This window comes from Nostoc sp. DSM 114160 (genome assembly GCF_053470305.1).
In genome coordinates, this window is the sequence record NZ_JBPFGO010000001.1 from 1,973,207 (window position 1) to 1,999,903 (window position 26,697).

Consider the following 26,697-nt stretch of genomic DNA (forward strand, 5'->3'; position numbering starts at 1 on the left):
CCAATCAGCCGCCATCTAAATTATTTTCTGTTTGCTTGCGGTTACAATACAGCACTAAAAGTATAAATAATCCTATTCCTGCCAGATATTTAATTGCATCAGGTACATTAGGATTAGGAGAGAAAAAGCCTTCGATCGCACCAGCAATAAGCAACATTGGTACAATCCCAAATACTAACTGCACCGCTTGATATCCATAAAATTTCAGTGCATCTCCACGGCGATATTTACCAGGAAATAAAATTGCTCTTGCTAATAAAAATCCCGCACCCCCAGCAAAAAAGATTGCAGGTAATTCCAAAGAACCATGCGGAAATACAAAGGCCCAAAAAGGATAAGCTAGATTATTTTGACCGACTAAAGTACTAACAGCACCAATTAATAAACCATTAAATATCATCAAATAGGCTGTGTATGCTCCACCTGTCATACCACCAGCGACAGCCCCAAAAGACACCGACAAATTATTGATTGCGATGCCGCTGGATGCCAGAGGTTCAACACCGACAATTGAACCCATCCATAATTTATGCTCATCTCGCACTTTGGTAATCAAACTTTCAGGTACAATCAAAGGCATAAAGCTGGGGTTTTGCCAGGAATACCACCAAGCCACAAGTGCGCCTAGTAAAAACAGCATCGTTGCCGCAGCAATATATACAAATGTTTTCTGGACTACAGATGGTAATCCCCAGCGATAAAATTCTAGGATTGCCTGCCATTCCTGCCGCCGCGAACCTTGGTAAATCTGCGTGTAAGCACGAGTTGTTAAAGATTGTAAACTTTGGATCGAGGTATTGCCGATTTGCTGAGTGCGGGCACGTGCCAAATCTGCTGCTACGGAACGATACAAACTCGCTAACTCTCTAATTTCTGCTGCCCGTAAGGATTTTAACCCTTTTTTTTCTATCTGCCTTAATAAAGCATCCAAACGCTGCCAATTAGGTTCTCGTCGCGCAATCCAACGTTGAATATTCATGAATTTTGGGAACACTGAGTTTAACTTAGCTTAAGATAGCCTCAAATTGATCTCCGTAATTTCAAGGGAAATTTAGCATTATGTCTGAAAACTTTGGATCTTCCGGCCAGATACAACCACTGAGTATCGGTAACGTTGTCAGTGCTGCGGTACGGTTGTATCGTTCTCATTTGAAGACTTATCTTAACCTAGCTGCGATCGCGCACTTGTGGGTTCTGGTTCCTGTGTATGGTTGGGCAAAATATGCAGCCATCTCTGGACTAATTTCACGCTTGGCTTTTGGAGAATTGATTTACCAGCCTGAAGGTGTTCAAACTGCCAGAAGCCATATTAATCCACGTCTTTGGTCATTTTTAAGAGTTGCTTTCCAAGTAGGTATATCTTTACTGATAATTTATATTGGATTAGCGATCGTAGGCGGTGTAGTAGCTAGCTTGATCGGAATAGCATTAGGAGGAATATTAGGTACTTCAGGCGTTATAGTCATAACCACATTGGTAATAATTGTAACGGCAGGCATTATATTGTTAGGACTAACCTGGTTCTACTCTCGTTGGATAGTAGCTGAAGTGCCCTTAGCAGTTGAGGAAAATATCAATGGTGGCGAAAGTGTTGCCAGAAGTTGGGAGCTAACTAAAGCCTCAGTCTTTCGCATTCAAGGCATTGTTTTAGTTGGTTTTATCGTTACAATGCCGTTGGTGTTTGTATTAAACTATATACCTAGCTTATTCCTAATTAAACTTGAGCCTGGTACTGCTATTTACTCGATTGTGTATATTATTTCTGTGATTGGCAGCTTGATCGGTGGAGTTTTAGTCATGCCATTCTGGCAAGCACTAAAAGCTGTTTTATACTTGGACTTGCGTAGTCGGCGTGAAGGTCTAGGTTTGCAATTACGAGAACCTCCCTCGCAAGATTTTCGTTAACTCAACATTTTAATCCAACTCTATTAATTTTGAATTAGTTAAAATATGCGCTTTTTTAATCGCATCACATTCCAGACTCCAGAAAGTGTAGAGTTGGAATTCACTCTAGCGGGAATCGGTAATCGAGTTTTGGCACTCCTGATTGACTATACAGTGTTGGGTGTAACTTTGCTTCTGTTTGTCCTTACTTGGAGTGTCTTCTCGACACAGTTGTTAAATTTTGTTGAATATTATTTTAAAAATTTAACAAGTTTAGATATTTGGTTGTTAGCAATTTTCTTCATTATCGCCTTTGCAATTTACATCGGCTATTTTGTATTTTTTGAAACCTTATGGTTTGGGGAAACTCCTGGTAAACGCTTTGCTAAAATTCGTGTAGTTCGAGATGATGGTAGATTGATCGGGTTACAACAAGCAACGCTACGTGCTTTACTGCGACCCTTTGATGAAACTTTGTTTATTGGTGCTTTTTTAATTATGTTGGGTAGCCGTGAAAAGCGCTTAGGTGATTTGGCTGCTGGCACAATTGTAATTCAAACCCAAGCACCAACTGCATCTGCAAGATTGACAATTTCGGAACAGGCAAAAGGACTTCATGAACAGTTAATCGAAATTGCTGATTTATCGCAATTGATGCCAGATGATTTTGCTGTGATTCGTGAGTATTTACAGCGACGCGGTGCAATGTCGTTAAAGGCAAGAACCTCATTATCTCTAAAGCTAGCCGAGCAAGTTAAAGCTATTATTAATTTAGAAAAATTGCCAGAAGCTGTTACGCCTGATGTATTTTTAGAAGCAATTTACCTCGGTTATCAACAACCTAAATTTTAAGCTAATTACTAATGAGTAGTCAGTAGTCAGTGAGTGAAAACTACTGACTACTAACTAATTACTTAAAAATCCAAAATTGGCCAGTCTGGTTCACGATAATAGCGTGTCATGTTGTCAAACTTTCGTAATTCAACACGATCGATCGAGAATTCTGGCAAATTCAACAGCCATTGTTCATTCAATTGAGAAAGCATAGTGCTGAAGTTTATTCGGTCTAGATCGGATGGAACCTCCCCAAAATAGGCTAATGTCACATGGGCTGTGAAGTGATAATGCTGCTCAATACCCAAGGCAATTAACTTGGGATTTTGATAAATTGTTCGGCGAAATTGAATAATTTCCTCGTAACAGCGTTCATCTTGGGGGACTAAACAAATGGCTATAGCTCTTGGCATCAGTATTAATCCCAGCATTTGCCATTTAATTGGATGACTTCTGTTTGTCATCAATTGTTGATATTTTTGAAATATTTCAGCTAAACAAGAGTGTAACTCCTCGTCAAATTTAGGATTTTTTTCGTAGGCATCAAGGTAAGCATTGTCCCAAATTAAATCCGCTAAAGTCAGATGGAAGCTAGCAGGAGGTACAGGTACAATCAAATTACGGTTTACAGGCAACTGCAAAAGTTCCTGTTGATAAGTCTGTAATTTGGCATAAAAAGCAGAATTGTGTGATTCTTCTTCTGCCGGCGGGGTAATTAGCGTATAGCCAGGAAAGGATGCCGCTTGTCTCAACCCAGAATTTAGCTGAAATTTAGAAGATTCCTGAATATGCTGGGCTTGGGATCTGTAGGCTTCTGGCAGCGTTAGTCTTGCTAACCGATTTAAGTAAGTTTGATAGTTGTCGTCCAATCTTCATAGCCTCACGCTCTCACTTGATAGATTTTAGGGAAAATTATCTTAATTAACAGAATGATTTCAAAAGTATTTAATTTTTGAGAGGGGGGACAAGGAGGACAAGGGGACAAGGGGACAAGGGTGAATTATTGAACAAGTTTCTCCCTTTTCTCCCCCTCTTCCTTGTCTACCTTGTCTCTTCTCAATGCCCAATGCCCATCTACTACGAGGTTTATCTATGCCAATCTATGTTTACTGGGGTGAAGATGATTTTGCGATGGAAAAGGCGATCGCACTTTTGCGCGATCGCGTCCTCGATCCCCAATGGACAAGTTTTAATTACACTGCATTCTCCCCAGATCGGGCTGATGCTGCTATCGAGGGGTTAAATCAGGTGATGACGCCTACTTTTGGCGCTGGTGGGCGTTTGGTATGGCTGATAAACACTACTTTGTGTCAGCACTGTCCAGAGAATGTATTGGCAGAATTGGGGCGATCGCTAAGAGTCATTCCCGAAAACTCATTTTTATTGCTCACCAGCCGCAATAAGCCAGATGAACGCCTCAAATCCACGAAATTATTAAAACAGTTTGCTACCGAATTCCGAGAATTTCCTCTCATCCCACCTTGGAAAACAGAATTACTGGTGCAATCTGTTAATCAAGCAGCCCAGACTGTAGGGGTGAAACTGACTGCCAATACTTCCCATCTGTTAGCAGAAGCCGTAGGGAATGATACACGGCTTCTTTACAATGAGCTAGAGAAATTACGGCTATATGTCCAAGATAGCAATCAGCCTTTAGACACAGATACTGTTACAAAGTTAGTAAGAAATACTACCCAAAATAGCTTACAATTAGCAGCAGCAATTAGAACAGGAGATACAGCTAAAGCTTTGACAACACTAGCAGATTTGAGCAATGCTTCCGAGCCGGGATTACGGATAGTTGCGACACTGATTGGACAATTTCGCACCTGGCTGTGGGTGAAGATTATGATAGAAAGTGGGGAACGGAATCAACAAGCGATCGCTGTTGCCGCTGACATCGGTAATCCCAAACGAATTTACTTCTTACAGCAAGAAATTAAGCTGCTTTCTGTGCAACAGTTAATCTCTTGCTTACCCCTACTGCTGGAATTAGAGGTTAGCCTTAAGCAAGGAGCATCAGAAATGTCAACACTCCAGACAAAAGTAATCGAACTTTGTCAAGTATGCCGAGGAAATTGACAATCAAATATAAAAGCTTGATGTATTGAGCAGTTCCTGGAACTTCCAACTCTGAAAATAATTCAAAGTTCTTATAATATCCCTGATGTAGTTTCGTGTCATACACTATATGAAGAAAATTTCTGATTCATGTTCTCGAACTAGCCGAAAGCGAACCCTTTCGCGATCGTTATTTTTCGGTGCGATCGCGACTGTGAGTTTGATTTCTAACGGTTTTTTATTGAGTTCTAAAGCTGACGCTCAAACTCCAGCACCAATAGTTAACAATACTGAAATCGACAGTTACGCTCAAGCCGTGCTAGCAATGGAGCCAGCCCGTCAAAATGCTTTTGAAGAAATTAAAAAACTTATTGGCAATGGAGAAATTCCCCAGATTGTTTGCAATGATTCTAATAGCATAAATGGTCTTCCAAAGAAGGCTCAAGATATCGCAGTCAACTACTGTAACCACGCTCAAAAAATTGTCGAAGATAATGGTTTAAAATTTGAACAGTTCAACAAAATTACTATAGAACTACAAAATAATACTATCTTAAAAAGACAGGTTTACAATACCCTATTACGCCTGCAACAACCTGCTGAGTCTCGGTAAGTAGAAGGGGCTACTTCAATTAAAGCACTTAGTAAAAAAGTGGCTAATTACTATGGAAATCAGGACTCAATTATTCGGACATTATCGCAGTCCGATTTGATTCATGAAAATATAGATAAGGCAACGAACCTCTTTCTCTAGGAGACATAGGGGTGAATTTAATTCATATTCCCCAATGCCCCATTTCTAAGTTCGTCCTAATACTGTTCGGTTAAGGCAAGAGACGCGATGAATCGCCGTCTCTACAATAATTGATCTTTCGTAGTGGCATCTGTCAACGTTGCGGCTGGAATTCCCTGTTGTTCTCACATCCTCGTGGGGCATACTGATGTCGCTGACTAAACTCCAGGAGGTGGGGGCAGAACATGGCTTAAGAGCCGAGGTGGGCATTCTTCAGAAGTGGTAGTTTGACGGTAAACGTCGCTCCTTGTTCTTTGCCTGGGCTATCTGCGCGGACAGTACCGCCATGTAATTCTACTAAATGACGGACGATCGCTAATCCTAGTCCTAATCCACCATAGATTCTAGTACTAGAACTATCAGCTTGACGAAAGCGATCGAAAACGTAAGGAAGAAAATCAGGACTGATACCAATGCCTGTATCAATCACCTGAATTTGGGCATATTTATCCGTTGTCTGTTGCTCTTGTCCACTAACCACTGACAATTGCAACTCTACCCTTCCGCCAACGGGTGTAAATTTGATGGCATTGGATAGCAGATTCCAGATAATTTGTTGCAAGCGCTCGAAATCCCCGGAAACTAAATATTGAGAATTTTCACTCGGCTTGCTGTTATTTGAATGTTGATTAGTTTGGGATTGTGCTGCTAGAAATTCGAGATTTTCGCGATTAACTCCTAATTCCCAATCTGAATTTGGCGTTTCTTTTGAAGGAACGAGGGAAAATCTCAAATCGATTTCCTTGGATTGGGCGGCTAAACTAACAGTCTTTAGGCTCGACTCAATTATGGGAACTAAATTACAAGTACGGACATTGAGGCGTAACTGGCCTCTACTCATCCGCGATATATCCAGCAGGTCTTCAATTAACTGGGTTTGCGCTTTGGCGTTGCGCTCAATTGTCTCTGTTGCTCTAGCCATTTGGGTATCACTGAGCTTGCTTCGTTGCAGTAATTGCGCCCAGCCAAGGATGGCATTGAGGGGCGATCGCAATTCGTGGGATAATATCCCTAAAAACTCATCCTTCATCCGGTTGGCTTGTTGTAACTGCTCAGTTTGTTGTTGTAAAGAAGCAATTAAACTAGCCCGTTCCATTGCGATCGCTATTTGGTCGCATACTGCTTGCATCATCCCTTTTTGATTGTCGGTGAAGCTTAACCGAGTGCGGCTACCAAAAGAAAGAGTACCCAATAGCCGTCCTTGGGCTATTAATGGGTATGAATAATAAGCTGTAATTCCTAAAGAACGAATCAATTCTGTTTTCGGGTCAATTGATTCCTGCACATTCTCTAGAGCAATTGCACAACGCTCTTGAGCGAAAGTCCCACAAACCGCTTCACCAAATCCTAAAGACTCGATTTGGTTTGCCAGTTCTGGAGAAATGCCACTGTAAGACTGTAGCCGCATTAGCTGAGAGTTATCCTCAACCAAATAGTTAAAGTAAACATCTAAACCAATTTGGTCTCTTAGTTTTTGGTAGACGGTATCGATTAGTACTACTGGTTGCTGACTCGATAGTAAATCGTTGGCTGTGTCAAATAGTAGCTTTAACCTTTTGTAACCTAATGAGAGTGCTTTTTGTGCATCCTTGAGGTTGCTGATTTCTTGGAACACCAAGATACAGGTAGCTGGATGACCGTGCATTGCTGGCAAGGTATCAGCAAATACTAGTAGAGAGCGCACACCAGTGGGAGTGTGCCAGTCCACCTCCAATCCATTCAAGCGTTCGCCACGGGCAACCCTTACTCCTGGCATCAGTTCATTGGGAATGCGATCGCCAGCGGCATCTGTATAGTAGTAAACTCTGTGATAATCTTCGGCGGGTATACCTTTGGGAAATTCGCCCCCAGCTAATTCGTCAGCAGAGCGATTGGCAAAAGTTACCCGCGCCGTTCCTGGTTCGATAAACAGCAACGGTCTTGGCATCATATTTAACACATCCTCTAGCCATTTTTGCTGATTTAAAAGTACTTCTTCTGCCTGTTTGCGCTCCGTAATATCTAAAAATGCACCAACGCTTCCTCTGGTTTTACCCTCTTCGTCAAACAGGGGTGCAACGTACTCTAACAGCTTGACGATTTTGCCATTTTCATGAACCACATCAAGTTCATAATCCAGAACTTCGACACCATGAGCAGCAGAGTACTGCATTGGGAGTTCTTCTGTTGACAGTTCCCTTCCCTCGCGGTACACTTTAAAGCTTGTCGGTTTTTCATCCAAGGGAGCGGTAAGGGAAGCATTTGTATTTGACGATATCCCCAACTGCTTGGCAAAAGCAGGGTTGACCTTAATATTTTGGCATTTTGGATCTTCGGCAATGCCTATTCCAATAGGAATTACCTCCAACAAAGTTTGTAATTCAGTAATGCGGCGCTGTAGATTCTTGTTTAGCTGTAATATTTGTTCCTCGGTCTGCTTTTGGTTGCTGATGTCACGAGTCACAGTTGCTAAAGCAATTGGCTGACCTGTTTTGTTATCTATAACAGTGAAGACGTTGTAATCAACTGGTATCGGTTGACCTGTTTGGAGATGCCGAAAGCAGAATTCTCCCTGCCAGCGCCCTTCTGATAGTACAGTCGGCAGTATATATTCTTGAAAATAGGCTTTGTCTTTGGGCATGAAGTAATCTAATACTGCTTTTTGCCTCACTTCATTAAGGGCAAACCCTACCAACTTTTGACCTGCATCATTTATGTAGAGTAATTGACCCTCAAGGGTGGCAATGCCGATAAAGTCAGAGCTATTTTCTACTAGCAATGCTAATTTTTGTTGTTCTGCTTCTGCTTGTTTGCGTTCGCTCAAATCAAGGATAAAGGCTACTGACTCTTCGCGGTTTTTTCCTAGCAGCACGTAACCAACTAAAATCGGGATACGGCTACCATCCTTGCGAATAAATTCTTTCTCGTAGGGCGTACAAGCAGCGTTGGTGTTTCCTTGGGCTTCAGCGATACCTCGCTCGTCTAAATATAAATACTCTGGTGGTGTGAGATTGCGCCAACTTAACTTACCAGTTAACAAATCCTCGCGCGCGTAACCAATCATCCTCAAGAATTCGTCGTTTGCCTGCTGGATACCGCCATACACATCGCTAAACAGAATACCGATGACATTAGCATCTACAAAACTCCCCAGTTTAGCTTCGTAGGTTCTCAGTGCTTCTTGGGCAAGGTCGCGTTGATTGCTGAGGCGTTCAATAACCCTGGCACTTTGCCAAATCAAAATAGTAAAAATTACAATCAAAACGATCGCAAACACCGATACTGCAAATGCTGGATCGTATTGTCCTGCCCGTTGACCTTCAACAATTACCCATCCCAATATAAAAGGTACTGCGATCGCGGCAACTAGTAAACGACGTGCAAGTAAGCCGCCGTAACTATCACTTGTAACTACCCTCATTAAGCCATGTTCTGCCCGCACCCACAGAATACCCATACTTAGTAAGAGGAACAACACCGCTGTGTGTAACGCCATTGATGTTGTATAAGGGGCGAGTCCATAAAGAACTTTCACTTGGTAGGCATAGCCCATCAGCGCCTGAAAGGAAATTAAAGTAGCAATCAGAGCAATAATTTGGGCATACCAATAACTGCGGTGGGTTTTTAGATGAATCAGAATCTGTAGGGCGACACTGACCAGGATAAAGTTCAGTCCTGTGTTCGCCCCCATTCGCCCCGGATGCAATGTGGCTATACTAGTTTGCGAATCACGGAACACCAGCTCATCAATGCCCAGATTCCAGCCAAACAGATATTCACAGAGGGTGAGCACCGCAATTGTGGTGACAGCTATTGCACAGACCCTGAGAGATGAGAAGAGTAAGTACGGGCAAGAAGGCTGTGGAACTATGCGGGTAATTTTGAATTCTTCTTTCCCCCCTGCTCCCACTTCGGCTACGCTCAGTGACCACCTGCTCCCCTCTCCCCCCTATCCCCAGAGGGGGCCCCGAGTCCCCCCTGCTCCCACTTCGGCTACGCTCAGTGACCACCTGCTCCTCTTTTAAAAATAGCCACAGCGACACACCACACAACACAAAACAAAGCGCCGTGTTGACTTTCATCGTGGCAGGACTACCAAAGAAGCCGCGCTTTAGAACTTCAATACCAAGACACCAGCCAACTAGTACCAAGCTACCAACAAAAACAGCGATCGCACTTGCGACTCTTGCCACAAGTGCATTTGTAGAAATTTTAAATCTATCTTGCAGTCGCAAGCGGTTAATATTTAACATTGAGTGTTCTCTAACCGCATCTATCTAGCGTGGTAAATTTACGTATTTCTCACGAGCTAATCATTGAGGTTCTTTGTATTGTAGATTACACTTTAGCTGATTTTTCATCTACCTCTATGCATATTTTCGCTAGAGTAGGAAATAATGGTGGCTCAAAAACCACCTTTACAAGTATTTCAGAATTGCAGGCTATGTGGCTTACCGTCATCTTGAAAGCGTTGCTCTCCAACACCAACAAGCTCTACGATCGCTTCGCGTGTTGGAGGTGCCCACTTTCCAACTCTTGCTGCAATTTCCACTACTGTTTGGCTTGCTTGGGTAAATACACGGATGTTAGTTATTGAGTGGTTATTATCTTGATACTTGCTTGTTTGTCCATCATCTTCAAATAACTGATATTCGTTGTTACCAGGCCAAACTCGTAACCGAATCTGGTCGAGTGGCGATTCATCAACGTATTGGCTGACAGGTTGCATAGGGACGATCGCACCGCTACGGACATACAGTGGCATTGTTTCTAATGGTGCATGAGCAAGAATGTGAATCGGGCCTTCATAGCGATCGCCACTCCACCAATCATACCAAGTGCCAGCGGGTAAGTAGACAGCTCGATGCTCAACTCCAGGGCGGTAAATTGGTGCAGCCATCAGCGATGCACCTAGCAATACTTGATCGTAGAGGCTATAGGTTTTCGGATCGTTGGGGAAATGATACAATAACGGTCTTAAAATCGGTGCGCCCGTCATTGCCGCTTCCCAGAAAAGACTGTAAATATAGGGAAGTAGTTGGTAACGTAGATTAATGTATTCTCGACAGATATTTTCAACGCGATCGCCAAATACCCAAGGTTCATGACGAGCAGTAGACATTGCCGAGTGACCGCGCATCAATGGGTAAAGCATTCCTACCTGCATCCACCGAGCGAATAATTCAGCAGTGGCATTACCAGCAAACCCGCCAATATCGCAACCCACAAACCCCACACCCGAAAGTCCCATATTACAAAGCATCGGCAGAGACATTTCTAAATGCTCCCACAACGATTGGTTATCTCCCATCCACACAGAAGACCAACGTTGCACACCAGCATAACCCGATCGCGTTAACACAAAAGATCGCTGTGAACCTCGATGCCGTTGCAACCCTTCATAAGAAGCTTTAGCCATCATCAACCCATACAAATTATGTACTTCTGTATGAGTCGAAGAAGATGCAAGGATATCCCCCTTGTCCCCTTGTCCCCTTGTCCCCTTGTCCCCTTCTCCCCCCTGCGGCGCATCTAGAGGAAACCAAATCTTTTCCCCATCATCGCCGAAAGGGCGATCGTTTATGGCAGGTTCATTCATATCATTCCAAATTCCTGCCACACCAATATCAGTTAGGCTTTTGTGTAAATCAGCCCACCAGTTACTCACATCAGGACGTAAAAAATCAGGAAAAACAGCTTTTTCAGGCCAGACATAGCCGTGAAACAACGTACCATCAGCTTTACGCACAAAATAGTCGTTTTCTATGCCTTGGTCAAAAACATGATAATTACCTTCTGGTTCATACTTCACACCAGGGTCAATGATTGTGACTGTTTTGAAACCATCCTTTGCTAAATCACTAATCAGTTTTGCCGCGTTGGCAAAGCGTTGAGGACTCCAAGTAAATACTCGATAGCCCCGCATATAGTCAATATCCAAGTGAATAACATCGCAGGGAATGCGGCGTTGACGAAATTCTCGCGCTAGTTCTCGCACAACGTTTTCTGATTCGTAACTCCAACGGCATTGATGATAACCTAGCGCCCATTTCGGCGGTAATGGCATTCTCCCAGTTAGCTGAGTGTAAGTCTCCAGGATTTGGGCTGGTTCAGGGCCGTAGATAATGTAATAATCCAATTCACCGCCACGAGTTTCCATCTTCCAAATACCTGGTTGTTCAGCACCGATATCGAACTGACTCCAAAAAGTGGTGTTGAAAAAGATGCCATAGCTTACCTGCGGACGCAAAGCCATAAAAAATGGAATTGCCTGGTACATTTCATCAGTGAGTGAATCATAATCTAAGGCATCCGTTGTCCAGTTAGTTTTCACTTCGCTGAGTTTATCCAGAAAGCCTGTACGTTCGCCAAAGCCATAGAAATGTTCATCGGCTGCAATTTCCTTCCATCCTGCAACTGCACCCATCCGCCAACCCATCCCCATATCCGCATCTTGGGCGAAGGGACGATTAGCTTTGTCAAAACAGGTGATGCGACATTTTTCTCGCTGAACGCACATACGAATCTGTGCTGTTTCAATTTCGATTGTTGCTTCGGTTTCCCGGACTGCAAAAGGTGTTATTGCCCATTCTGCATCATCTGGCGTCACTGCCCAAGAGCGGCGAGGCATAAATTCCCCATTTGGTGCGAAACGCACGCGGATTAAATTTGGAGTAAGTACGCTGATAGTCAGGCGTGAGTCGCCACAGTCAAAATTAACAATATTATTTTCCCAGGTTACAGCTTTTACATTGCTAACAGTTGTCCAAGCTTGGTTTGTGGTGGGTAATTTTCCGAAATATTGCGGCATATCAGTTATTTAGCAGGTAAACACTTGTCCGCATTCATGATTACAGAGATACTCACCCTCAAACTCTTTCTTTCGCTAGAAGTTGGTGAAAGATGAGCAGATATTTTTTACCAAAATTGTTTTTATAGTGTCCAAAATTGTGCATTGGTCTTTCAAGACGCGATAAATATCAAAGTTAAAATTGCATAATTTAAACGAATTTTCTGGAATAAGCTAATGTAATAATGTAGATTATTTACTGTAGTACATAAGGAGGACGAACTATGACACAGTTGCTAGCAGTCCGGGTTACTTTGACCATCCCAACTCAAAGAACGCAAGGCGCAGAGATTCTGTTCAGTCCTCTTTTCTACAGGAATGAAAACTAGAATTCACAGACATTCTGGTGTGGGGAGTTTTCCTGCATAGAAGTGTCTTCCTCTGTGGAACCTTGTGCAAAACAAGTAGCACACATCGAGGAAACATCAATGAATTTGGATTATTTAGGCTGGAGTGACTTTTTTGCTCGCAGCTTTGAACCCTATCGCTTACAAGGATTTAGCGTTGGTAGGGTTGCTATTGAATACAGAAATACTTACACCCTCTATAGCGAGCAAGGGGAACTTTCAGCAGAAGTTTCAGGTAAATTGCGGCATCGTGCTTCTCAACCACAAGATTTTCCCGCCGTTGGAGATTGGGTTGCGATTAGTATCAGAGAATCTGAAGGACGAGCCACTATCAACGAGATTTTACCCAGGAAAAGCAAATTTTCTCGCAAGACGGTGGGTAGTAAAACAGAAGAACAAATTGTTGCAGCAAATATTGATACAGTCTTCTTAGTCTCAGGGCTGGATGGCGATTTTAACCCAAGAAGAGTTGAGCGTTATCTGATTCTGGCTTGGGAAAGTGGTGCAAATCCGGTAATTGTGTTAAATAAAGCAGATTTGTGCAATTCTCTAGAAGAGTATTTAACCCAAATAGAAGCAGTTGCTTTGGGTGTACCAATTGCAGTTTTAAGTGCCACCAATCATCAAGGATTGGATGCCTTAAAACCTTACTTGCAACCAGGACAGACAGTTGCTTTGTTGGGGTCTTCTGGTGTTGGTAAATCCACCATCACCAACCAACTGCAAGGCGCATCAGTCCAAGTTGTGCAACCAGTACGGCAAGGTGATGACCGAGGTAGACACACAACAACTAATCGTGAGTTGATTTTGCTTTCTACTGGCGGATTAATTATTGATACTCCAGGAATGCGGGAAATCCAAATTTGGGCAGGTGATGAAGGTTTGCAAGAAACTTTTGCAGACATCGAAACTTTGGCGCAAGAATGCCATTTCCGCAATTGTCAGCATCATAACGAACCGGGTTGTGTTGTGCAGCAGGCTTTGGCTGAGGGAGAACTTGATTATTCTAGGTTTCTTAGCTACCAAAAGTTACAAAAAGAACTCGACTACCTTAACCGCAAACAAGACCAAAGGGCGCAATTAGCTGAGAAAGAACGATGGAAGAAGATTCATAAATCTATGCGAAATCATCACAAGCGCTAGTTGCACAGGTGTCAGTATCGAATCGCACACTTGTAAAGCCCAAAAGAAAAGTTTGTGCTGTCTTGTTCCCAGCCTGGAGGCTGGGAATGTATTTAAAGTGGGCTTCTGCCTCTTGGCAAGCTACTGGAGGCAGAGCCTCCAAGAATGAGTTCCCAGCCTAGAGGCTGGGAACCAGTCAGATCGAGGGCTGTATCTGTTGTTAGTGCCAGTTTAACGACCGGTCATTTGCTCCAGCTTTTCGGGATACCGAGCGCCTTGCACCTCGATCTTGGAGGCGGCATTATTGATGTCACGCAGATCGTCGGGTGTGAGTTCGACTGAGACTGCACCGATGTTTTCGTCCAAGCGATGCAGCTTTGTGGTGCCTGGAATCGGAACAATCCACGGTTTCTGGGCAAGGAGCCAGGCGATCGCAATTTGAGCAGGTGTCGCTTGCTTTTGTTCGGCGATGCTGCCGAGCAGATCGATCAGGGCCTGATTCACCTTCAGAGCCTCCTTAGTGAAGCGAGGTAGGGTGCTGCGGAAGTCGGAACTGTCGAAGGTGGTGCTTTCGTCGATCTTGCCCGTGAGAAAGCCCTTGCCCAAAGGGCTGTAGGGGACAAAGCCGATGCCAAGTTCTTCCAGGGTCGGTATCACTTCCGCTTCAGGCTTTCTCCACCACAGTGAGTACTCGCTCTGGAGAGCCGTGACGGGCTGAACGGCGTGGGCGCGACGAATTGTTTGCACTCCAGCTTCCGAGAGTCCAAAGTGCTTCACTTTACCCTCCTGAATCAGTTCTTTCACTGCTCCTGCCACGTCTTCGATCGGCACGTTCGGGTCAACTCGGTGCTGATAGAGCAAGTCGATTGCTTCCACCTTGAGTCGCTTGAGCGAACCCTCCACGACTTCCTTAATATGCTCCGGTCGGCTATTCAGTCCGGGTGAACCCTTCATCCCACGGGGATCGGAATTCGGACTGATGTCAAATCCAAATTTGGTGGCGATAACCACTTGGTCGCGGAAGGGAGCTAGGGCTTCACCCACCAGTTCTTCGTTTAGGAATGGGCCGTAGACTTCGGCGGTGTCAAAGAATGTAATGCCGCGATCGACGGCAGCCCCCAGAAGGGCGGTCATCTCCTGTATGTCTTTGGGCGGACCATAAGAAAAACTCATTCCCATACAGCCCAGCCCGATCGCCGAGACTTCCAGATTACTATTTCCAAGTTGGCGCTTTTGCATTTTTTGCACTCCTGTCTTTGAATTAAAGGAATTAAAGAACATATTCTTCACGAGTCAATCGCCTTCTGCTGAAATTTGCGCTAATGGCTTGGTTATTCAGATTTCAGGGATGCCATATCAATCACAAAGCGATATTTCACATCAGACTTGAGCAGGCGATCGTAGGCTTGGTTGACCTTTTGGATAGGGATAACTTCGACATCTGCGGTGATGTTATGTTCGCCGCAAAAGTCGAGCATCTCTTGGGTTTCGGGAATGCCACCGATGTTTGAGCCAGAGAGATTGCGGCGGGCCATAATCAGGCTAAATGCTGAAACATCCAGGGGAATCGGGGAAGCGCCGACTAGGGTGAGATTGCCATCGAGGTGGAGCAGGTTGAGATAAGCGTTGATGTCATGCTTGGCGGAAACGGTGTCGAGGATGAAATCGAAGCTACCAGCGTGTTTCTGCATCTCTTCGGCATTGCGGGAGACGACCACTTCATCGGCACCCAGGCGGAGCGCGTCTTCCGTCTTGTCGGGTGAGGTAGTGAAGACGACAACGTGGGCACCAAACGCACGGGCAAACTTCACGCCCATGTGTCCCAGCCCCCCAAGACCGACCACGCCAACTTTCTTGCCCTCAGTGACGCCCCAGTGACGCATGGGTGAATAGGTTGTGATTCCAGCGCAAAGAAGCGGTGCAGCCCCGGCGAGATCGAGGTTGGAGGGAACGCGCAGCACGAAGCGTTCATCAACGACAATGCTATCGGAGTAGCCGCCGTAGGTAACACCTCCAAGGTGCTTGTCTTTTGAGTTAAAGGTGAGGATCAGATTCGGGCAGAAATTCTCAAGTCCAGCTTTGCAATTAGGACAAGTACCATCCGAATCGACCAAGCAACCGACTGCCGCGAGGTCGCCGGGCTTATACTTGGTAACTGCTGAGCCTACCTGGGTGACACGTCCGACAATCTCATGACCGGGGACAATCGGGTAGTTCGTGGGCATGAATTCGCTCCACTCGTTACGCACTGAATGGAGATCGGAGTGACAGATGCCACAGAAGAGAATTTCGATTTGTACGTCGCGATCGCTTGGATCGCGTCGCTCGATTGTGTCGGAAGCGAGCGGTGCAGTCGCACTGACTGCGGAGTAAGCTTTGGCGTTGTACATAAATTGATGCTCCAATTTAGAAGATATCTACTCGGTCTTGAATCTGTTTTAGTATTGTTCGTCGCTGACCTTTTCCATCCAGTCCATAGGCTTGCCGTCGAGTACCTCCTGAGTGGTGATATGAGTCATCGTCGTTGGCGGTGAAGGTGGCGACAATACTTTGTTGTCGTGCGTTTAGGGTTTGAGCGGGTTGGCGACGAACATCACTGCACCGTTTGGCCGCCGTCGATGACCATAGCGTGCCCAACGATGAAGGCAGCTGCGTCCGAGCACAGCCAGAGGACGGCCGCAGCGATCTCCTCAGGTTTGCCCATCCGCCCGATCGGCTCTTGGGCAATCACCTTCGCGCGCCCTTCGTCCGTGCCGCCAGTGAAGCGACCCATCATCGGGGTGTCGATGTAGCCAGGACAGACGGCGTTAATGCGGATATTCTGCGCGGCGTAGTCGAGGGCCGCCGCCTTGGTCAGTCCGATTACGCCATGTTTCGCGGCGGTGTATGCGGGGCTGCCCTTGATGCCGATGATTCCCGCGCCCGAAGATGTGTTGACGATCGCGCCGCCTCCCTGCTTGAGGATCGGTGGGATCTCATGCTTCATGCACAGGAAAACGCCGCGGAGGTTGATGTCGATAATCCGGTTCCACTCCTCCTCTTCGTACTCTGCAGTCGGAGCTGCCTTCCTCGGTTCGATGCCCGCGTTGTTGAAGGCGAAGTCCAGCCGCCCGAAAGCCTTAACGGTCTTGTCCAGAGCCGCCTTCACGTCCTCAGCCCGCGTCACGTCGCACTTGACGGCGATCGCTTGTCCCCCCAATTCTTCGATCGTGCGTGCCGTTTCTTGATTGCCTTGTTCGGAAACATCAGCAACCACCACGCTGGCACCCTCACGGACAAACGCCAGCGCCGTAGTTCGGCCGATGCCGCTCGCTGCTCCGGTCACAAACGCAACCTTTCCTGTGAAGTTTCTATTCTCATTTGTTGTCATTTTTTACTCCTTGCGTTGCTGACCTGTTCCATCCAGTCCACATTCTTGCCGTCAAGCTGTTCTTGAAGGGCAATGTGTGTCATCGCTGTCGTGGATGTAGCTCCGTGCCAGTGTTTCACGAAGGGCGGAATTTGAACCACATCACACTGTTTGCCTGCTGGGTTGATATTTCAGTCAGCATCTTCGATGAGGCACTGCCAGGTATACTGTTATCGGCACGGCAGGCTGAGTAGCTTAGGGACATTATCAGGGCGAGGACTAAAATCAGCACTCTCTTCTGGTAAAAAGCCATTTCAAAAGCATTAAGACTTTCCTTCGTACTGCTCGTTACTGACCTGCTCCAGCCAATCCACAGGCTTGCCGTCGAGCGCCTCCTGAATGGCAATGTGCGTCATCACTGTGGTTGCCGTAGCGCCATGCCAATGCTTTTCACCTGGCTCAAACCAGACCACATCCCCCGGTCGAATTTGCTCGATCGCTCCACCCCAGCGTTGTACGAAACCGCAGCCAGCCGTGACGATCAGGGTTTGTCCTAACGGGTGAGTGTGCCATGCTGTCCTAGCACCTGGCTCAAACGTGACACTGGCTCCAGACGTGCGTGCTGGATCGTTTGCTTGGAACAGGGGGTCAATGCGGACAGTGCCGGTAAAATACTCAGCCGATCCTTTAGCGGATGGCTGTGAGCCACTTTTTTTGATGTCCATTTCTTAATTCCTTCATTTGATGCCATTTCGGTGGCTGTCCCAATCGTAGAAATTGAGCATTTATCGCTTCTCTATCAATAGGGATGGATTTTTTAAGAAGCAAGGTTAGCCTTGATGCCGTTTTGGTTGTCAGTAGGTGAGTCCCTTACCCAATTAAAACTGAGTTTTTTATTGAATAAAAATCCAGACGCTTGCAAGAAGCCGGAATCGTTTTTGATTGCTTTAGCTTTATCTTAGGCATTTTGGAGGACAAGCAATAAAACGATCGTCTAAGATCGTTGTACAATCCTGCAAATTTAGAAATGAACGCTGCCAAAACGAGTGAAAAGTCCGATCGCGATTTAATGAACGACCCGCAGGCAAAGCGCGAGGCAAACAGAGCGCAAGCCAACAGAGACGAACTGACTGAACGGATTGCCCAGGCTATTCGTCATGATGGGACAATTGAGCCGCTCAAAGGTTTGCACTTCAACCGCTCCTCCTCACCTTCGGAATGCGTTCATAGTGTTTCTATCCCTGCCTTTTGTGCGATCGCTCAGGGCAGCAAAGAAGTTCTTTTGGGTAGCGATCGCTATCAGTACGACCCGATGCATTATCTGCTTGCTACGGTCGAACTGCCAATTATCAGCCAAATTCTGGAAGCGTCCAAGGCGCAACCGTACCTTAGTCTTCGCCTCGATCTCGACCCCACCCTCGTTAGCTCAGTGATGGTCGAGGCAGGGTATCCCTCATCACGCAGCCGTGTTGATGTGAAAGCAATTGATGTAAGTCCATTGAATGCAAATCTGTTGGACGCTGTGGTGCGGCTCGTCAGGCTTTTAGATTCCCCAGCTGAAGCTCATGTTCTCGCACCACTGATTAAGCGGGAAATCATTTACCGACTCCTGATGGGAGAGCAAGGTAATCGGCTCCGCCATATTGCAGTTCTCGGTGGCTACACCTACCACATCGCCAGAGCCGTCGAGCGACTTCGTAAAGACTTTAACGAACCGATCAAGATTGAAAGCATCGCCCGAGAGATGGGAATGAGTGTGTCGGGCTTCCACCATCACTTCAAGTCTGTCACTGCCATGAGTCCCTTGCAGTTCCAGAAGCAACTGCGGCTCCAGGAAGCTCGCCGTCTGATGCTGGGGGAAAACCTTGATGCTAGCAGTGCTGCCTACCGCGTGGGTTATGACGATGCTTCCCACTTCAACCGAGAGTACAAGCGGCTCTTTGGTGCGCCACCGATGCGCGATGTGGAGCGACTGCGAGAAACTGCTAGGGAGACTGCTAGTTCAATATGATGACAAAATTTTTGAATGCAAAAAAGCGATCGCTCGTACTCTGCAATCAGAAGCTACGCATTTATGTAGAAGAGATATTTCAATAGGGATGATTACAAATTAAAAGATACAAATATTTCTGGCGATCGCTTGATATCTCTAATCTTAATCATTTTTAACCAAAAGCTGGCGAAGATTTATTAACAAAAATGACATATACATCCCTACTCCCAAGTGGAAACATCTCGCAGCAAATTAGGAATTTCTCCTTGAGATAAGGGAAACTCTAGTAAAGTTTCTCTAATACCCAAATATCCCGATTCAGCAAACGATAAAAGCATTCGTGAAAGCGCTAGCCAAACCTCCGGTTCGTATTCCCAATCACGATAACGTGAAGCTTGACCAGCTATTGAACGTAATGCCCAAAAATAAGAGTTTCTTACTACCGAACCACCCTTTTTAAACTCTGGCAAATCTTCGTGGTGGATAAAAAGTATTTTGTTTTCAATTTTGGCTCTCATGTCAGCTATTTGTATTGAAGGACAATAAAAAATTCTTCTTCCGAATAATTATAACCTGGGTAAATTTTCGTAATTTTTTGTAAAATTAATAGTAATTCTTACGTTCTTGATGATATTTTTTTTGCTACATATAAAACCCATTGTATAATTTTTCGATAATAAATTATGAAGAATAATTTAAAAACATATACAGCTATTGCTGTCTGTTGTGGAACATTTTCATGGGTAAGTTCAGCTGATGCTGATGGCTGGCCGACAAGCGTGGCTGGCACTTGGTCTGTAGTAGGAAATCAAAGTTCTGGCTCTCTTGTTATCATCCAACCTGCAAGCGCTCTCAACTGCAAACCCATCTCTGGAAGCATCTTTGGGAATGCGATTGAAGGCTTTTATTGCCCTAGTTCGGGACGTATTGCTTTTGTGCGTAAGTCTTCTAGTAACTTTCCTTATCAGTACTATCAAGGTAATCTCTCACAAACCGGTTCTACCCTGCGAATCGGAGGATCTTTTTCAGCTTTCTTGAGCAATGGTATTGGTGGTAGTCTTGGAGAATATAATTTCTCTGCCAGCAAATAGTAATGCAATTCAATGTAGAAAAGTTGTAACTGCAACCTTCTACATTGAATACCTAAAAATTGGCGTTTAAACCCAGACGAAAAGTAAATCCAGGGCTATATATGCGATTAACTCGCTCATATTGCTCATCCAGTAGATTTTCTAAGTAAACTGTTAGTCCTAAATTGCTAGTTAGAGGTATACGCCCGCTCAAATCTAAATTCACGAAAGACGGTGCAAAATCTGTAGGCTTGTCAGTAGGGTTAACGAAGATGGATCTGCGAGCGCCACTATTGTAGGTAACATATAAGTTAGCTTGCCAACCGGAATTTTGATAACCCACACCAGTTTGCAGTACAGAGTAGGGAATCAAACCTAATTGTAAACCTCTCTCTGCCCCTGTTTTTATTTGAGCATCTGTGTAAGTATAGTTGAGGAAAGTTGACCAGCCAGTGGCAATTTTTAATTGCAATGCTGCTTCTAAACCATTGGTATCTACTAATCCAATGTTTGCCCATTTTCCAGCGATGACTCCCAAGCGATCGCCTATACTACTACCAAAGTAAGTAAACTGTCCAATCAGATTTTGAGAAAAATTAACATCGACTCCCGCAGTCCAAGTTGAGCCAATTTCTGGTCTTAAATCAGGATTAGGTGCCCAACCATGAACTGTATCATAAACATACAACTGATCCAACCCAGGATTGCGTTGTCCTCCTGCCCAACTTCCACGCACTGCTACTATTGGCGTGACGGCATAACGTAACCCAACACTAGGATTGAGATAATTTCCAAATTGGCTATCAAAGCTTTGTCTTAGCCCTAAATCTATCAGAAAATTATCGCTAATATTCCAAGTATTGACAGCGAACAAAGCTGTATTGAACAAACTCCTATTTTCAGTTTCGTTATTGGCAATAGCAATAGGATTCGTACTCAAAACATCACCGGTTAAGTCGGTGTTTTTTAAATCTAATCCCCAACGCAATTTATTATTGGCAGTAATTTTCCACTCATGATCTACCCTGGCTGTAAGTTGTTGAGTATCTAAAGCTCCTGTACGGTAAAACGATCCTGTAGGGCCGTAAGTGCTAAAATAATCTTGGTTATAACCAATTGAGGTTGTTAGGTTAGAGCTTTCGCCATTACCTAGTCGAGTTTTCCAAGATAAGCCAACATTTAAACCATCGTGGTCTAATCTATCTCTTTGGAGAGGGAAACCGAAATAAATTAAACCGCGACGACTGCTGAGTGCAGTAACATCTAAATTCAAAGAATTTTTACGATCTAAATCTACTCCAATGCTACCAAAATAGGTACTTGTAGCTGTGTCTGCATTAAATAAAAATCCCTGTTCGTCACGATTTGCTGCACCTACAGGGACGCGGTAACGGTTATCTGTAAAGAATCTTTCAAAGCTAAAGTTGTACTTGACATTATTGGATGAACCACCATAAGTCACTTGTTGATTATTTAAACTCAATGAGCCAAATTCTGCACTAGCATTGAATTTCGGTTTGCCATAACCTTCCTTGGTGATAATATTCACAACTCCTCCAAAGGCTGAGGAACCAAATAAAGCGGAGGCTGTGCCGCTATATAATTCCACTCGTTCAATCGCCTCTACAGGAATACTATTTAAATCAGTTCCACCATGATAAGTGTTGATATTAGTGTTAATTTGTCTACCATTAATCAAAAATACAGATTGATTAATTGAGGCTCCCCGGTAGTATGTACCTGTGTGAATATCTGCACCATGACCGACATCATTAATTGCAAAACCAGGCATTCTTTTCAAAATATCTGCTAAACTTGCAGCACCCTGCTTTTTAATTTCTTCTCGATCGATTACGTAAGTTGGAGTAGATTGGGGTAGGTTGTCTGGTTCTGCGATCGCTTCTATAGAAATGTCTGCATCATCGCTCGGAGTTTGCTCTGTTTCTGGTTGAGTTTCTTCTGGATTAACTTCAATCGGTACAGATTGTTGAGATAATAATTCGGCATTAGTGGCGGGTAGCTCAATTTCACTCAAACTCGGAATATCTGAAATAACTTCGGTTGATTTATTAGTATTTCTCTGCTCAATTTCACTCTCAACCGCATAACTAGGAGACGCTATCAGTAAACTCGGTAAAGCAACTGTTAGCAACAAAAAATCCTTTTTCACGTTCTCTTTCACACCAAGTAAAAACAGTCACTACGTAGCATTGTTGCTGTAATAGTAAAATCGTGTCAAAAGACACGCTGTCATATTTCTACAGAGTGGATGAGACTATTTGTCAATTTACTATGTGTTAAACTCTAGAGCGATCGCATTTAAATAAGGTAGAAGGGGATTTGACCTAGATGATTTGGAGCCATGTAAACAGCCACCTTGCAGGAAGCTGTGGCAACAGTGAGGGTTTAAAACCCTTATTTTTTAGCGTTAGCGCATCCTAACGCAAGCATCGCTTTACTGAAGCAGATTGCGCAGCGTGTCGCAAACAGCGCAGTTTTCCTTCAGTCTGTTACCCTCTACCTTAATTTTTCCAACTTAAGGAATAGAGATTTTATTACTAATGATAGAGTAAATAATATTATTTTTAAGTTAAATTTAAATGTTATTGATTCTAAAGAATTCTTAGTAACTCTTAGATTTTAACTAATGATTCAAAAAAGTTGAAATCAATAATATTTGTCGAAAAACTAATATTCAAGATTTACTTATGTATGTAGCTTTATGGCCGGGGAATGTATATCCTTTAGGTGCAACTTGGGATGGTAAAGGAACAAACTTTGCTTTATTTTCGGAAAATGCAACAGGGGTAGAGCTTTGTTTATTTGATAACGATGACGAAGAAATCCGCTTGCCTTTGACAGAAAAAAACAATTTTGTTTGGCATGGTTACTTACCTGGAGTTGCCCCAGGTCAAAAGTATGGGTTTAGAGTACATGGGATGTGGGCACCGGAAGTAGGTCATCGATTTAATCCCAACAAACTATTAATTGACCCCTACGCCAAGGCAATTGACGGTGAATTTAGTAACGATCCAGCTGTCTTTGGCTACTCTCTAGACGCTGAGGAAAAAGACTTAGTTTTTTCTGAACTAGATGATGCCAAATTAATGCCCAAATGTGTAGTGGTCGATCAATCTTTTGATTGGGAAGGCGATAAACTGCTTACTACACCTTGGTATAGAACTGTTATTTATGAAACTCACGTCAAAGGTTTTACTAAACTACATCCAGATATTCCAGAAGAATTACGCGGTACTTATGCAGGTTTGGCCCATCCGGCTGCAATTCAACACTTACTGCAATTAGGCATTACAGCGGTTGAGTTGATGCCAGTACATCATTTTCTATCTCATCCGGGACATTTAGAAGATAAAGGATTAAGCAATTACTGGGGCTACGATTCCATCAATTATTTTGCCCCTTATTCTAGTTACAGTGCTAGTGGTACTAGAGGAGAACAAGTCACTGAATTCAAGCAAATGGTCAAGGCACTACATTTTGCCGGAATTGAAGTGATCTTAGATGTAGTCTACAACCACACTGGCGAAGGAAATCATTTCGGGCCAACGCTATCTTTGCGAGGTATTGATAATTCTGTATATTACCGTTTGGTAAAGGACGATCCTCGTTACTACATGGACTTTACAGGCTGCGGTAACTCTCTGAATGTGCGTCATGCTCAAGTTCTGAAGTTAATCATGGATAGCCTGCGCTATTGGGTAACAGAAATGCATGTAGATGGCTTCCGCTTTGATTTAGCCTCAGCGCTGGCGCGGGAATTATATGAAGTAGATAACCTATCAGCTTTCTTTGATATTATTCATCAAGACCCAATCTTGGCAGATGTGAAGCTGATTGCTGAACCTTGGGACTTAGGAGAAGGAGGCTATCAAGTCGGGAACTTTCCACTGCGTTGGGTCTGAGTGGAATGGTAGATATCGGGATACAGTTAGAGATTTTTGGCGTGGTGTAGATGATAGTTTAGGACAATTTGCTTACTGTTTTACCGGTAGCCCTGACCTCTATCAAACCAACGGGCGCAACCCAAATGCAAGTATTAATTTCATCACTGCTCATGATGGTTTCACGTTAAATGATTTAGTCAGCTATAACGAAAAGCATAATGAGGCAAACGGGGAAGATAATAGAGATGGTGAAAGCCATAATAGATCCTGGAATTGTGGTGTAGAAGGCGAAACCGACGATCCAGAAGTACTGCGTTTGCGCGAACGGCAACGACGAAACTTTTTAGCAACCCTAATGCTATCTCAAGGTGTCCCAATGCTATTAGAGGGGGATGAAATTGGCTGTAGTCAAAAGGGAAATAATAATGTTTACTGCCAAGACAATGAAATTTCTTGGCGACATTGGGATTTGCATAAAGCGAACTCGGATTTACTAGACTTTACACGCGAACTAATTAATTTTCGCCATCAGCATCCAGTATTCCGGCGGCGTAAGTGGTTTCAAGGCCGCCCCATTCACGGTTTAGGTATTAATGATATTGCTTGGTTTAATTCTGATGGCAGTGAAATGACTGAGCAGCAGTGGCTAGTTAGTTATGCCAAAGTAATGGAGATTTTTTTGAATGGGCAGGGAATTGCTACTCCAGGCGATCGTGGTGAGCGGATTATTGATGAAAGTTTTCTAGTATTTTTTAACGCTCACTACGAGTTAATTGACTTTGCTTTGCCTAATGAATTTAAAGAAAAGGTATGGGAGATAGTAATTGACACTAATGAACCTCGCTTTTTAGACCGAGGAAAATTAGTTTCAGATTCTCAAACTGTACCAGTTACAGATCGCTCTCTAATGGTGTTACGCCTTATTAGTTAGCAGTATGAAGAGAAAAAATGGTCAACTGTATAGAAAATATCTTTTTTCTATACAGTTGATAAAAGACTTTAACCATTTTTACTTGTAACTCTAATTAGGAAACGCAAAGCTTCATTTACTGCTTCCGAATTGGGAAACATTTGGGCGACATCAGGTTCTAAAAAAACTGTCAATTTTTCAATCTTATGAAAATTATATTCACCATTTATTATATTGGTTTCTACAAAATCCTGATTTGATTGAGAGTTATTCTGTATTATGGTTGTTTGGCAAGATGTAGCATTTAATTTATTAACTAGTGATTCCCAACTACTAACTTTGATATTAAAATGAGCCTTTGCATCCCGTAATGTTTTAAATTGTTGCTTCAGAATATCAATAGTGTAAATATGCTTCTGAGATACCTGTTTGTCTATATTAAGGTCTGACTCAACCATATCAACTACTTCATTAATAAGTTGGTCATGATTTTCGGCAATTTGAGCAGCAGCGCTTAAAATTCGAGAAGTTGCTGTTATCTGTACATCAGTCTCTTGTTTAAGGCGATCGGCAATATTGCGAATTTGATCTCCCAGCCTCGCTTTACTTTGTTTTTGCGTGGTAGGTAGTAATTTTTTGTTCATGAGTATGCTTGTTTATTCAGCAAGTATGTCTTTAATTGCCAGCCAGATACGTTTAAATTTTTGTACTACACCTATAGGATTATTAGTTGTTTCTTCTTCCACCGAATCAACTAAAGATTGAATTCTATCCATACGCTCTGCAACAACGTAAAGACTATTTACTGCTTCATCCTTACTTGCTAAAGAGTCACGCACTAGCACAACCATCTGGGCAATTTCTCGTTTTAATTTTTCATTCTCGGCTTTCCGGCGAGTTTCCCATCCCTTAATGCTAGCTTTGGAACGACGCTCATGCTTGAGTTCTGCTTTAGCCTCATTGTATAAGGTCAAATACATTTGTCGTTCTGAGTTTACTGACTCATATTTGGTAAGCAATTCAGTTGCTTTTGCTTTTTCTTCATTGTAGATACAGAGCGTCTGTTGATGACTTTGTTGCTCATCAATATAGAAGCGATAATTTTGAGTGACTTGCTCTTTTAGTTCATTAGCTTCGAGTTGATAAGTTAGAATCTCTCGCTGATGAACATGAACTAGCTGGGATATTTTTGCTTTTTCTTCGTTGTAAAGGTAGAGCGTCTTTTGATGATTTTCCTGCTCATCAATATAAAAGCGATAGTTTTGAGTAACTTGCTCTTTTAGCTCATTAGCTTCAATTTGGTAAGTTTCAATCTTTTGCCGAACATGAACCAGTTGGGATGCAGCTTCCTGATTTTCTTTCGCACGTTGTTGTGCTTCATCGCGTTGGGCACGAACAGTCATTAATAGCTGTTGAAGCTCACGAGGAGAAGCTGGTTCTTTCTGCCGTGAGCGAGGATTATTAACAGCGTTGTCATAATTAGAATCTCTGCGATCGCCTCTTTTCATTGGTATAATTTAAGTTTCTATAGGACTAGTATTTGTTATACTGAAGTATAAATATTTAGTTTAGTCGAGATGAACTTATTGAAGTGTGATCT

General features: G+C 43.7%; 21 protein-coding genes and 1 pseudogene. 9 read left to right on the plus strand and 13 right to left on the minus strand.

All coding sequences use genetic code 11. The annotated features are described in order from the left end of the window. Positions 1–4 precede the first annotated feature (4 nt). Positions 5–979, minus strand: coding sequence for a stage II sporulation protein M (locus tag NSTCB13_RS08960; protein WP_448269342.1), 975 nt, complete (start codon positions 977–979; stop codon positions 5–7). 80 nt (positions 980–1,059) lie between these two features. Here NSTCB13_RS08960 and NSTCB13_RS08965 point away from each other — a divergent pair, with 80 nt between their 5' ends. Both NSTCB13_RS08965 and NSTCB13_RS08970 read left to right on the plus strand, forming a co-directional pair. Beyond that, positions 1,060–1,905 (plus strand): hypothetical protein, encoded by an 846-nt coding sequence (locus tag NSTCB13_RS08965; RefSeq protein ID WP_445629235.1) that lies wholly within the window; start codon positions 1,060–1,062, stop codon positions 1,903–1,905. 45 nt (positions 1,906–1,950) lie between these two features. Beyond that, on the plus strand, positions 1,951–2,736 hold the full coding sequence (locus tag NSTCB13_RS08970) for an RDD family protein (protein ID WP_448269344.1): 786 nt from the start codon (positions 1,951–1,953) through the stop codon (positions 2,734–2,736). Positions 2,737–2,798: 62 nt separating this feature from the next. Here the strand turns inward: NSTCB13_RS08970 and NSTCB13_RS08975 are convergent, their stop codons facing one another. After that, a complete protein-coding gene (locus NSTCB13_RS08975) occupies positions 2,799–3,587 on the minus strand; it encodes a DUF1868 domain-containing protein (protein WP_448272051.1) in 789 nt (262 codons plus the stop codon). Positions 3,588–3,810: 223 nt separating this feature from the next. Between NSTCB13_RS08975 and holA the strand changes: the two genes are divergently transcribed. Both holA and NSTCB13_RS08985 read left to right on the plus strand, forming a co-directional pair. Then, positions 3,811–4,800: a DNA polymerase III subunit delta gene (holA, locus tag NSTCB13_RS08980; RefSeq protein ID WP_448269347.1), complete on the plus strand. Its 990-nt coding sequence runs from the start codon at positions 3,811–3,813 to the stop codon at positions 4,798–4,800. A 109-nt stretch (positions 4,801–4,909) separates the two neighbouring features. After that, entirely contained in the window at positions 4,910–5,392 is a 483-nt protein-coding gene (locus tag NSTCB13_RS08985; RefSeq protein ID WP_445629239.1) for a DUF4168 domain-containing protein, read from the plus strand. Positions 5,393–5,762: 370 nt separating this feature from the next. On the opposite strand, the gene NSTCB13_RS08990 is transcribed toward NSTCB13_RS08985, so the two are convergent. Further along, positions 5,763–9,344, minus strand: a complete 3,582-nt coding sequence (locus NSTCB13_RS08990; protein ID WP_448272052.1) for a PAS domain S-box protein — start codon at positions 9,342–9,344, stop codon at positions 5,763–5,765. Positions 9,345–9,619: 275 nt separating this feature from the next. Here NSTCB13_RS08990 and NSTCB13_RS08995 point away from each other — a divergent pair, with 275 nt between their 5' ends. Further along, on the plus strand, positions 9,620–9,832 hold the full coding sequence (locus tag NSTCB13_RS08995) for a hypothetical protein (protein ID WP_448272053.1): 213 nt from the start codon (positions 9,620–9,622) through the stop codon (positions 9,830–9,832). A 148-nt stretch (positions 9,833–9,980) separates the two neighbouring features. Here the strand turns inward: NSTCB13_RS08995 and NSTCB13_RS09000 are convergent, their stop codons facing one another. After that, positions 9,981–12,362, minus strand: a complete 2,382-nt coding sequence (locus NSTCB13_RS09000) for a glycoside hydrolase family 31 protein (RefSeq protein ID WP_448272054.1) — start codon at positions 12,360–12,362, stop codon at positions 9,981–9,983. Between the two features lie 467 nt (positions 12,363–12,829). Between NSTCB13_RS09000 and rsgA the strand changes: the two genes are divergently transcribed. After that, positions 12,830–13,891 carry a ribosome small subunit-dependent GTPase A gene (rsgA, locus tag NSTCB13_RS09005; protein ID WP_448272055.1) on the plus strand — a complete coding sequence of 354 codons (1,062 nt, stop codon included), beginning with the start codon at positions 12,830–12,832 and terminating at the stop codon, positions 13,889–13,891. A 210-nt stretch (positions 13,892–14,101) separates the two neighbouring features. On the opposite strand, the gene NSTCB13_RS09010 is transcribed toward rsgA, so the two are convergent. The 5 genes from NSTCB13_RS09010 to NSTCB13_RS09030 all read right to left on the minus strand — a co-directional run bounded on the left by NSTCB13_RS09010 (position 14,102) and on the right by NSTCB13_RS09030 (position 17,944). Next, the gene (locus NSTCB13_RS09010; protein WP_448272056.1) at positions 14,102–15,109 is read right to left on the minus strand and encodes an aldo/keto reductase; all 1,008 of its coding nucleotides are present in this window, start codon (positions 15,107–15,109) and stop codon (positions 14,102–14,104) included. Positions 15,110–15,201: 92 nt separating this feature from the next. After that, positions 15,202–16,260 (minus strand): NAD(P)-dependent alcohol dehydrogenase, encoded by a 1,059-nt coding sequence (locus NSTCB13_RS09015; protein WP_448272057.1) that lies wholly within the window; start codon positions 16,258–16,260, stop codon positions 15,202–15,204. Between the two features lie 16 nt (positions 16,261–16,276). Beyond that, entirely contained in the window at positions 16,277–16,507 is a 231-nt protein-coding gene (locus NSTCB13_RS09020; RefSeq protein WP_448272058.1) for a hypothetical protein, read from the minus strand. Next, entirely contained in the window at positions 16,464–17,240 is a 777-nt protein-coding gene (locus NSTCB13_RS09025; protein ID WP_448272059.1) for an SDR family oxidoreductase, read from the minus strand. The genes NSTCB13_RS09020 and NSTCB13_RS09025 overlap by 44 nt, the downstream gene beginning before the upstream one ends. Positions 17,241–17,542: 302 nt before the next feature. Next, a complete protein-coding gene (locus NSTCB13_RS09030; RefSeq protein WP_448272060.1) occupies positions 17,543–17,944 on the minus strand; it encodes a (R)-mandelonitrile lyase in 402 nt (133 codons plus the stop codon). A 302-nt stretch (positions 17,945–18,246) separates the two neighbouring features. On the opposite strand from NSTCB13_RS09030, the gene NSTCB13_RS09035 reads away from it, so the two are divergent. Beyond that, positions 18,247–19,230 carry an AraC family transcriptional regulator gene (locus tag NSTCB13_RS09035; protein WP_448269358.1) on the plus strand — a complete coding sequence of 328 codons (984 nt, stop codon included), beginning with the start codon at positions 18,247–18,249 and terminating at the stop codon, positions 19,228–19,230. Between the two features lie 203 nt (positions 19,231–19,433). Here the strand turns inward: NSTCB13_RS09035 and NSTCB13_RS09040 are convergent, their stop codons facing one another. After that, positions 19,434–19,730 (minus strand): hypothetical protein, encoded by a 297-nt coding sequence (locus NSTCB13_RS09040; protein WP_322669940.1) that lies wholly within the window; start codon positions 19,728–19,730, stop codon positions 19,434–19,436. Between the two features lie 165 nt (positions 19,731–19,895). Between NSTCB13_RS09040 and NSTCB13_RS09045 the strand changes: the two genes are divergently transcribed. Then, positions 19,896–20,303, plus strand: a complete 408-nt coding sequence (locus NSTCB13_RS09045; RefSeq protein WP_445629248.1) for a hypothetical protein — start codon at positions 19,896–19,898, stop codon at positions 20,301–20,303. A gap of 52 nt (positions 20,304–20,355) precedes the next feature. Here the strand turns inward: NSTCB13_RS09045 and NSTCB13_RS09050 are convergent, their stop codons facing one another. Beyond that, entirely contained in the window at positions 20,356–22,452 is a 2,097-nt protein-coding gene (locus NSTCB13_RS09050; RefSeq protein WP_448272061.1) for a TonB-dependent receptor plug domain-containing protein, read from the minus strand. Between the two features lie 538 nt (positions 22,453–22,990). Between NSTCB13_RS09050 and glgX the strand changes: the two are divergent. Continuing rightward, positions 22,991–25,118, plus strand: a pseudogene (gene glgX / locus NSTCB13_RS09055) (glycogen debranching protein GlgX). A 68-nt stretch (positions 25,119–25,186) separates the two neighbouring features. On the opposite strand, the gene NSTCB13_RS09060 reads toward glgX, so the two are convergent. After that, a complete protein-coding gene (locus tag NSTCB13_RS09060; RefSeq protein ID WP_448272062.1) occupies positions 25,187–25,741 on the minus strand; it encodes a hypothetical protein in 555 nt (184 codons plus the stop codon). A 12-nt stretch (positions 25,742–25,753) separates the two neighbouring features. Then, positions 25,754–26,605 carry a hypothetical protein gene (locus tag NSTCB13_RS09065; RefSeq protein ID WP_448272063.1) on the minus strand — a complete coding sequence of 284 codons (852 nt, stop codon included), beginning with the start codon at positions 26,603–26,605 and terminating at the stop codon, positions 25,754–25,756. Positions 26,606–26,697: the final 92 nt, after the last annotated feature.

Bases quoted from the DNA above. Each gene is read 5' to 3' on its own strand.
- NSTCB13_RS08960 (WP_448269342.1), bottom strand. From the start codon at position 979: ATGAATATTCAACGTTGGATTGCGCGACGAGAACCTAATTGGCAGCGT.
- NSTCB13_RS08965 (WP_445629235.1), top strand. From the start codon at position 1,060: ATGTCTGAAAACTTTGGATCTTCCGGCCAGATACAACCACTGAGTATC.
- NSTCB13_RS08970 (WP_448269344.1), top strand. From the start codon at position 1,951: ATGCGCTTTTTTAATCGCATCACATTCCAGACTCCAGAAAGTGTAGAG.
- holA (WP_448269347.1), top strand. From the start codon at position 3,811: ATGCCAATCTATGTTTACTGGGGTGAAGATGATTTTGCGATGGAAAAG.
- NSTCB13_RS08985 (WP_445629239.1), top strand. From the start codon at position 4,910: ATGAAGAAAATTTCTGATTCATGTTCTCGAACTAGCCGAAAGCGAACC.
- NSTCB13_RS09000 (WP_448272054.1), bottom strand. From the start codon at position 12,362: ATGCCGCAATATTTCGGAAAATTACCCACCACAAACCAAGCTTGGACA.
- rsgA (WP_448272055.1), top strand. From the start codon at position 12,830: ATGAATTTGGATTATTTAGGCTGGAGTGACTTTTTTGCTCGCAGCTTT.
- NSTCB13_RS09010 (WP_448272056.1), bottom strand. From the start codon at position 15,109: ATGCAAAAGCGCCAACTTGGAAATAGTAATCTGGAAGTCTCGGCGATC.
- NSTCB13_RS09015 (WP_448272057.1), bottom strand. From the start codon at position 16,260: ATGTACAACGCCAAAGCTTACTCCGCAGTCAGTGCGACTGCACCGCTC.
- NSTCB13_RS09025 (WP_448272059.1), bottom strand. From the start codon at position 17,240: ATGACAACAAATGAGAATAGAAACTTCACAGGAAAGGTTGCGTTTGTG.
- NSTCB13_RS09030 (WP_448272060.1), bottom strand. From the start codon at position 17,944: ATGGACATCAAAAAAAGTGGCTCACAGCCATCCGCTAAAGGATCGGCT.
- NSTCB13_RS09035 (WP_448269358.1), top strand. From the start codon at position 18,247: ATGAACGCTGCCAAAACGAGTGAAAAGTCCGATCGCGATTTAATGAAC.
- NSTCB13_RS09040 (WP_322669940.1), bottom strand. From the start codon at position 19,730: ATGAGAGCCAAAATTGAAAACAAAATACTTTTTATCCACCACGAAGAT.
- NSTCB13_RS09045 (WP_445629248.1), top strand. From the start codon at position 19,896: ATGAAGAATAATTTAAAAACATATACAGCTATTGCTGTCTGTTGTGGA.
- NSTCB13_RS09060 (WP_448272062.1), bottom strand. From the start codon at position 25,741: ATGAACAAAAAATTACTACCTACCACGCAAAAACAAAGTAAAGCGAGG.
- NSTCB13_RS09065 (WP_448272063.1), bottom strand. From the start codon at position 26,605: ATGAAAAGAGGCGATCGCAGAGATTCTAATTATGACAACGCTGTTAAT.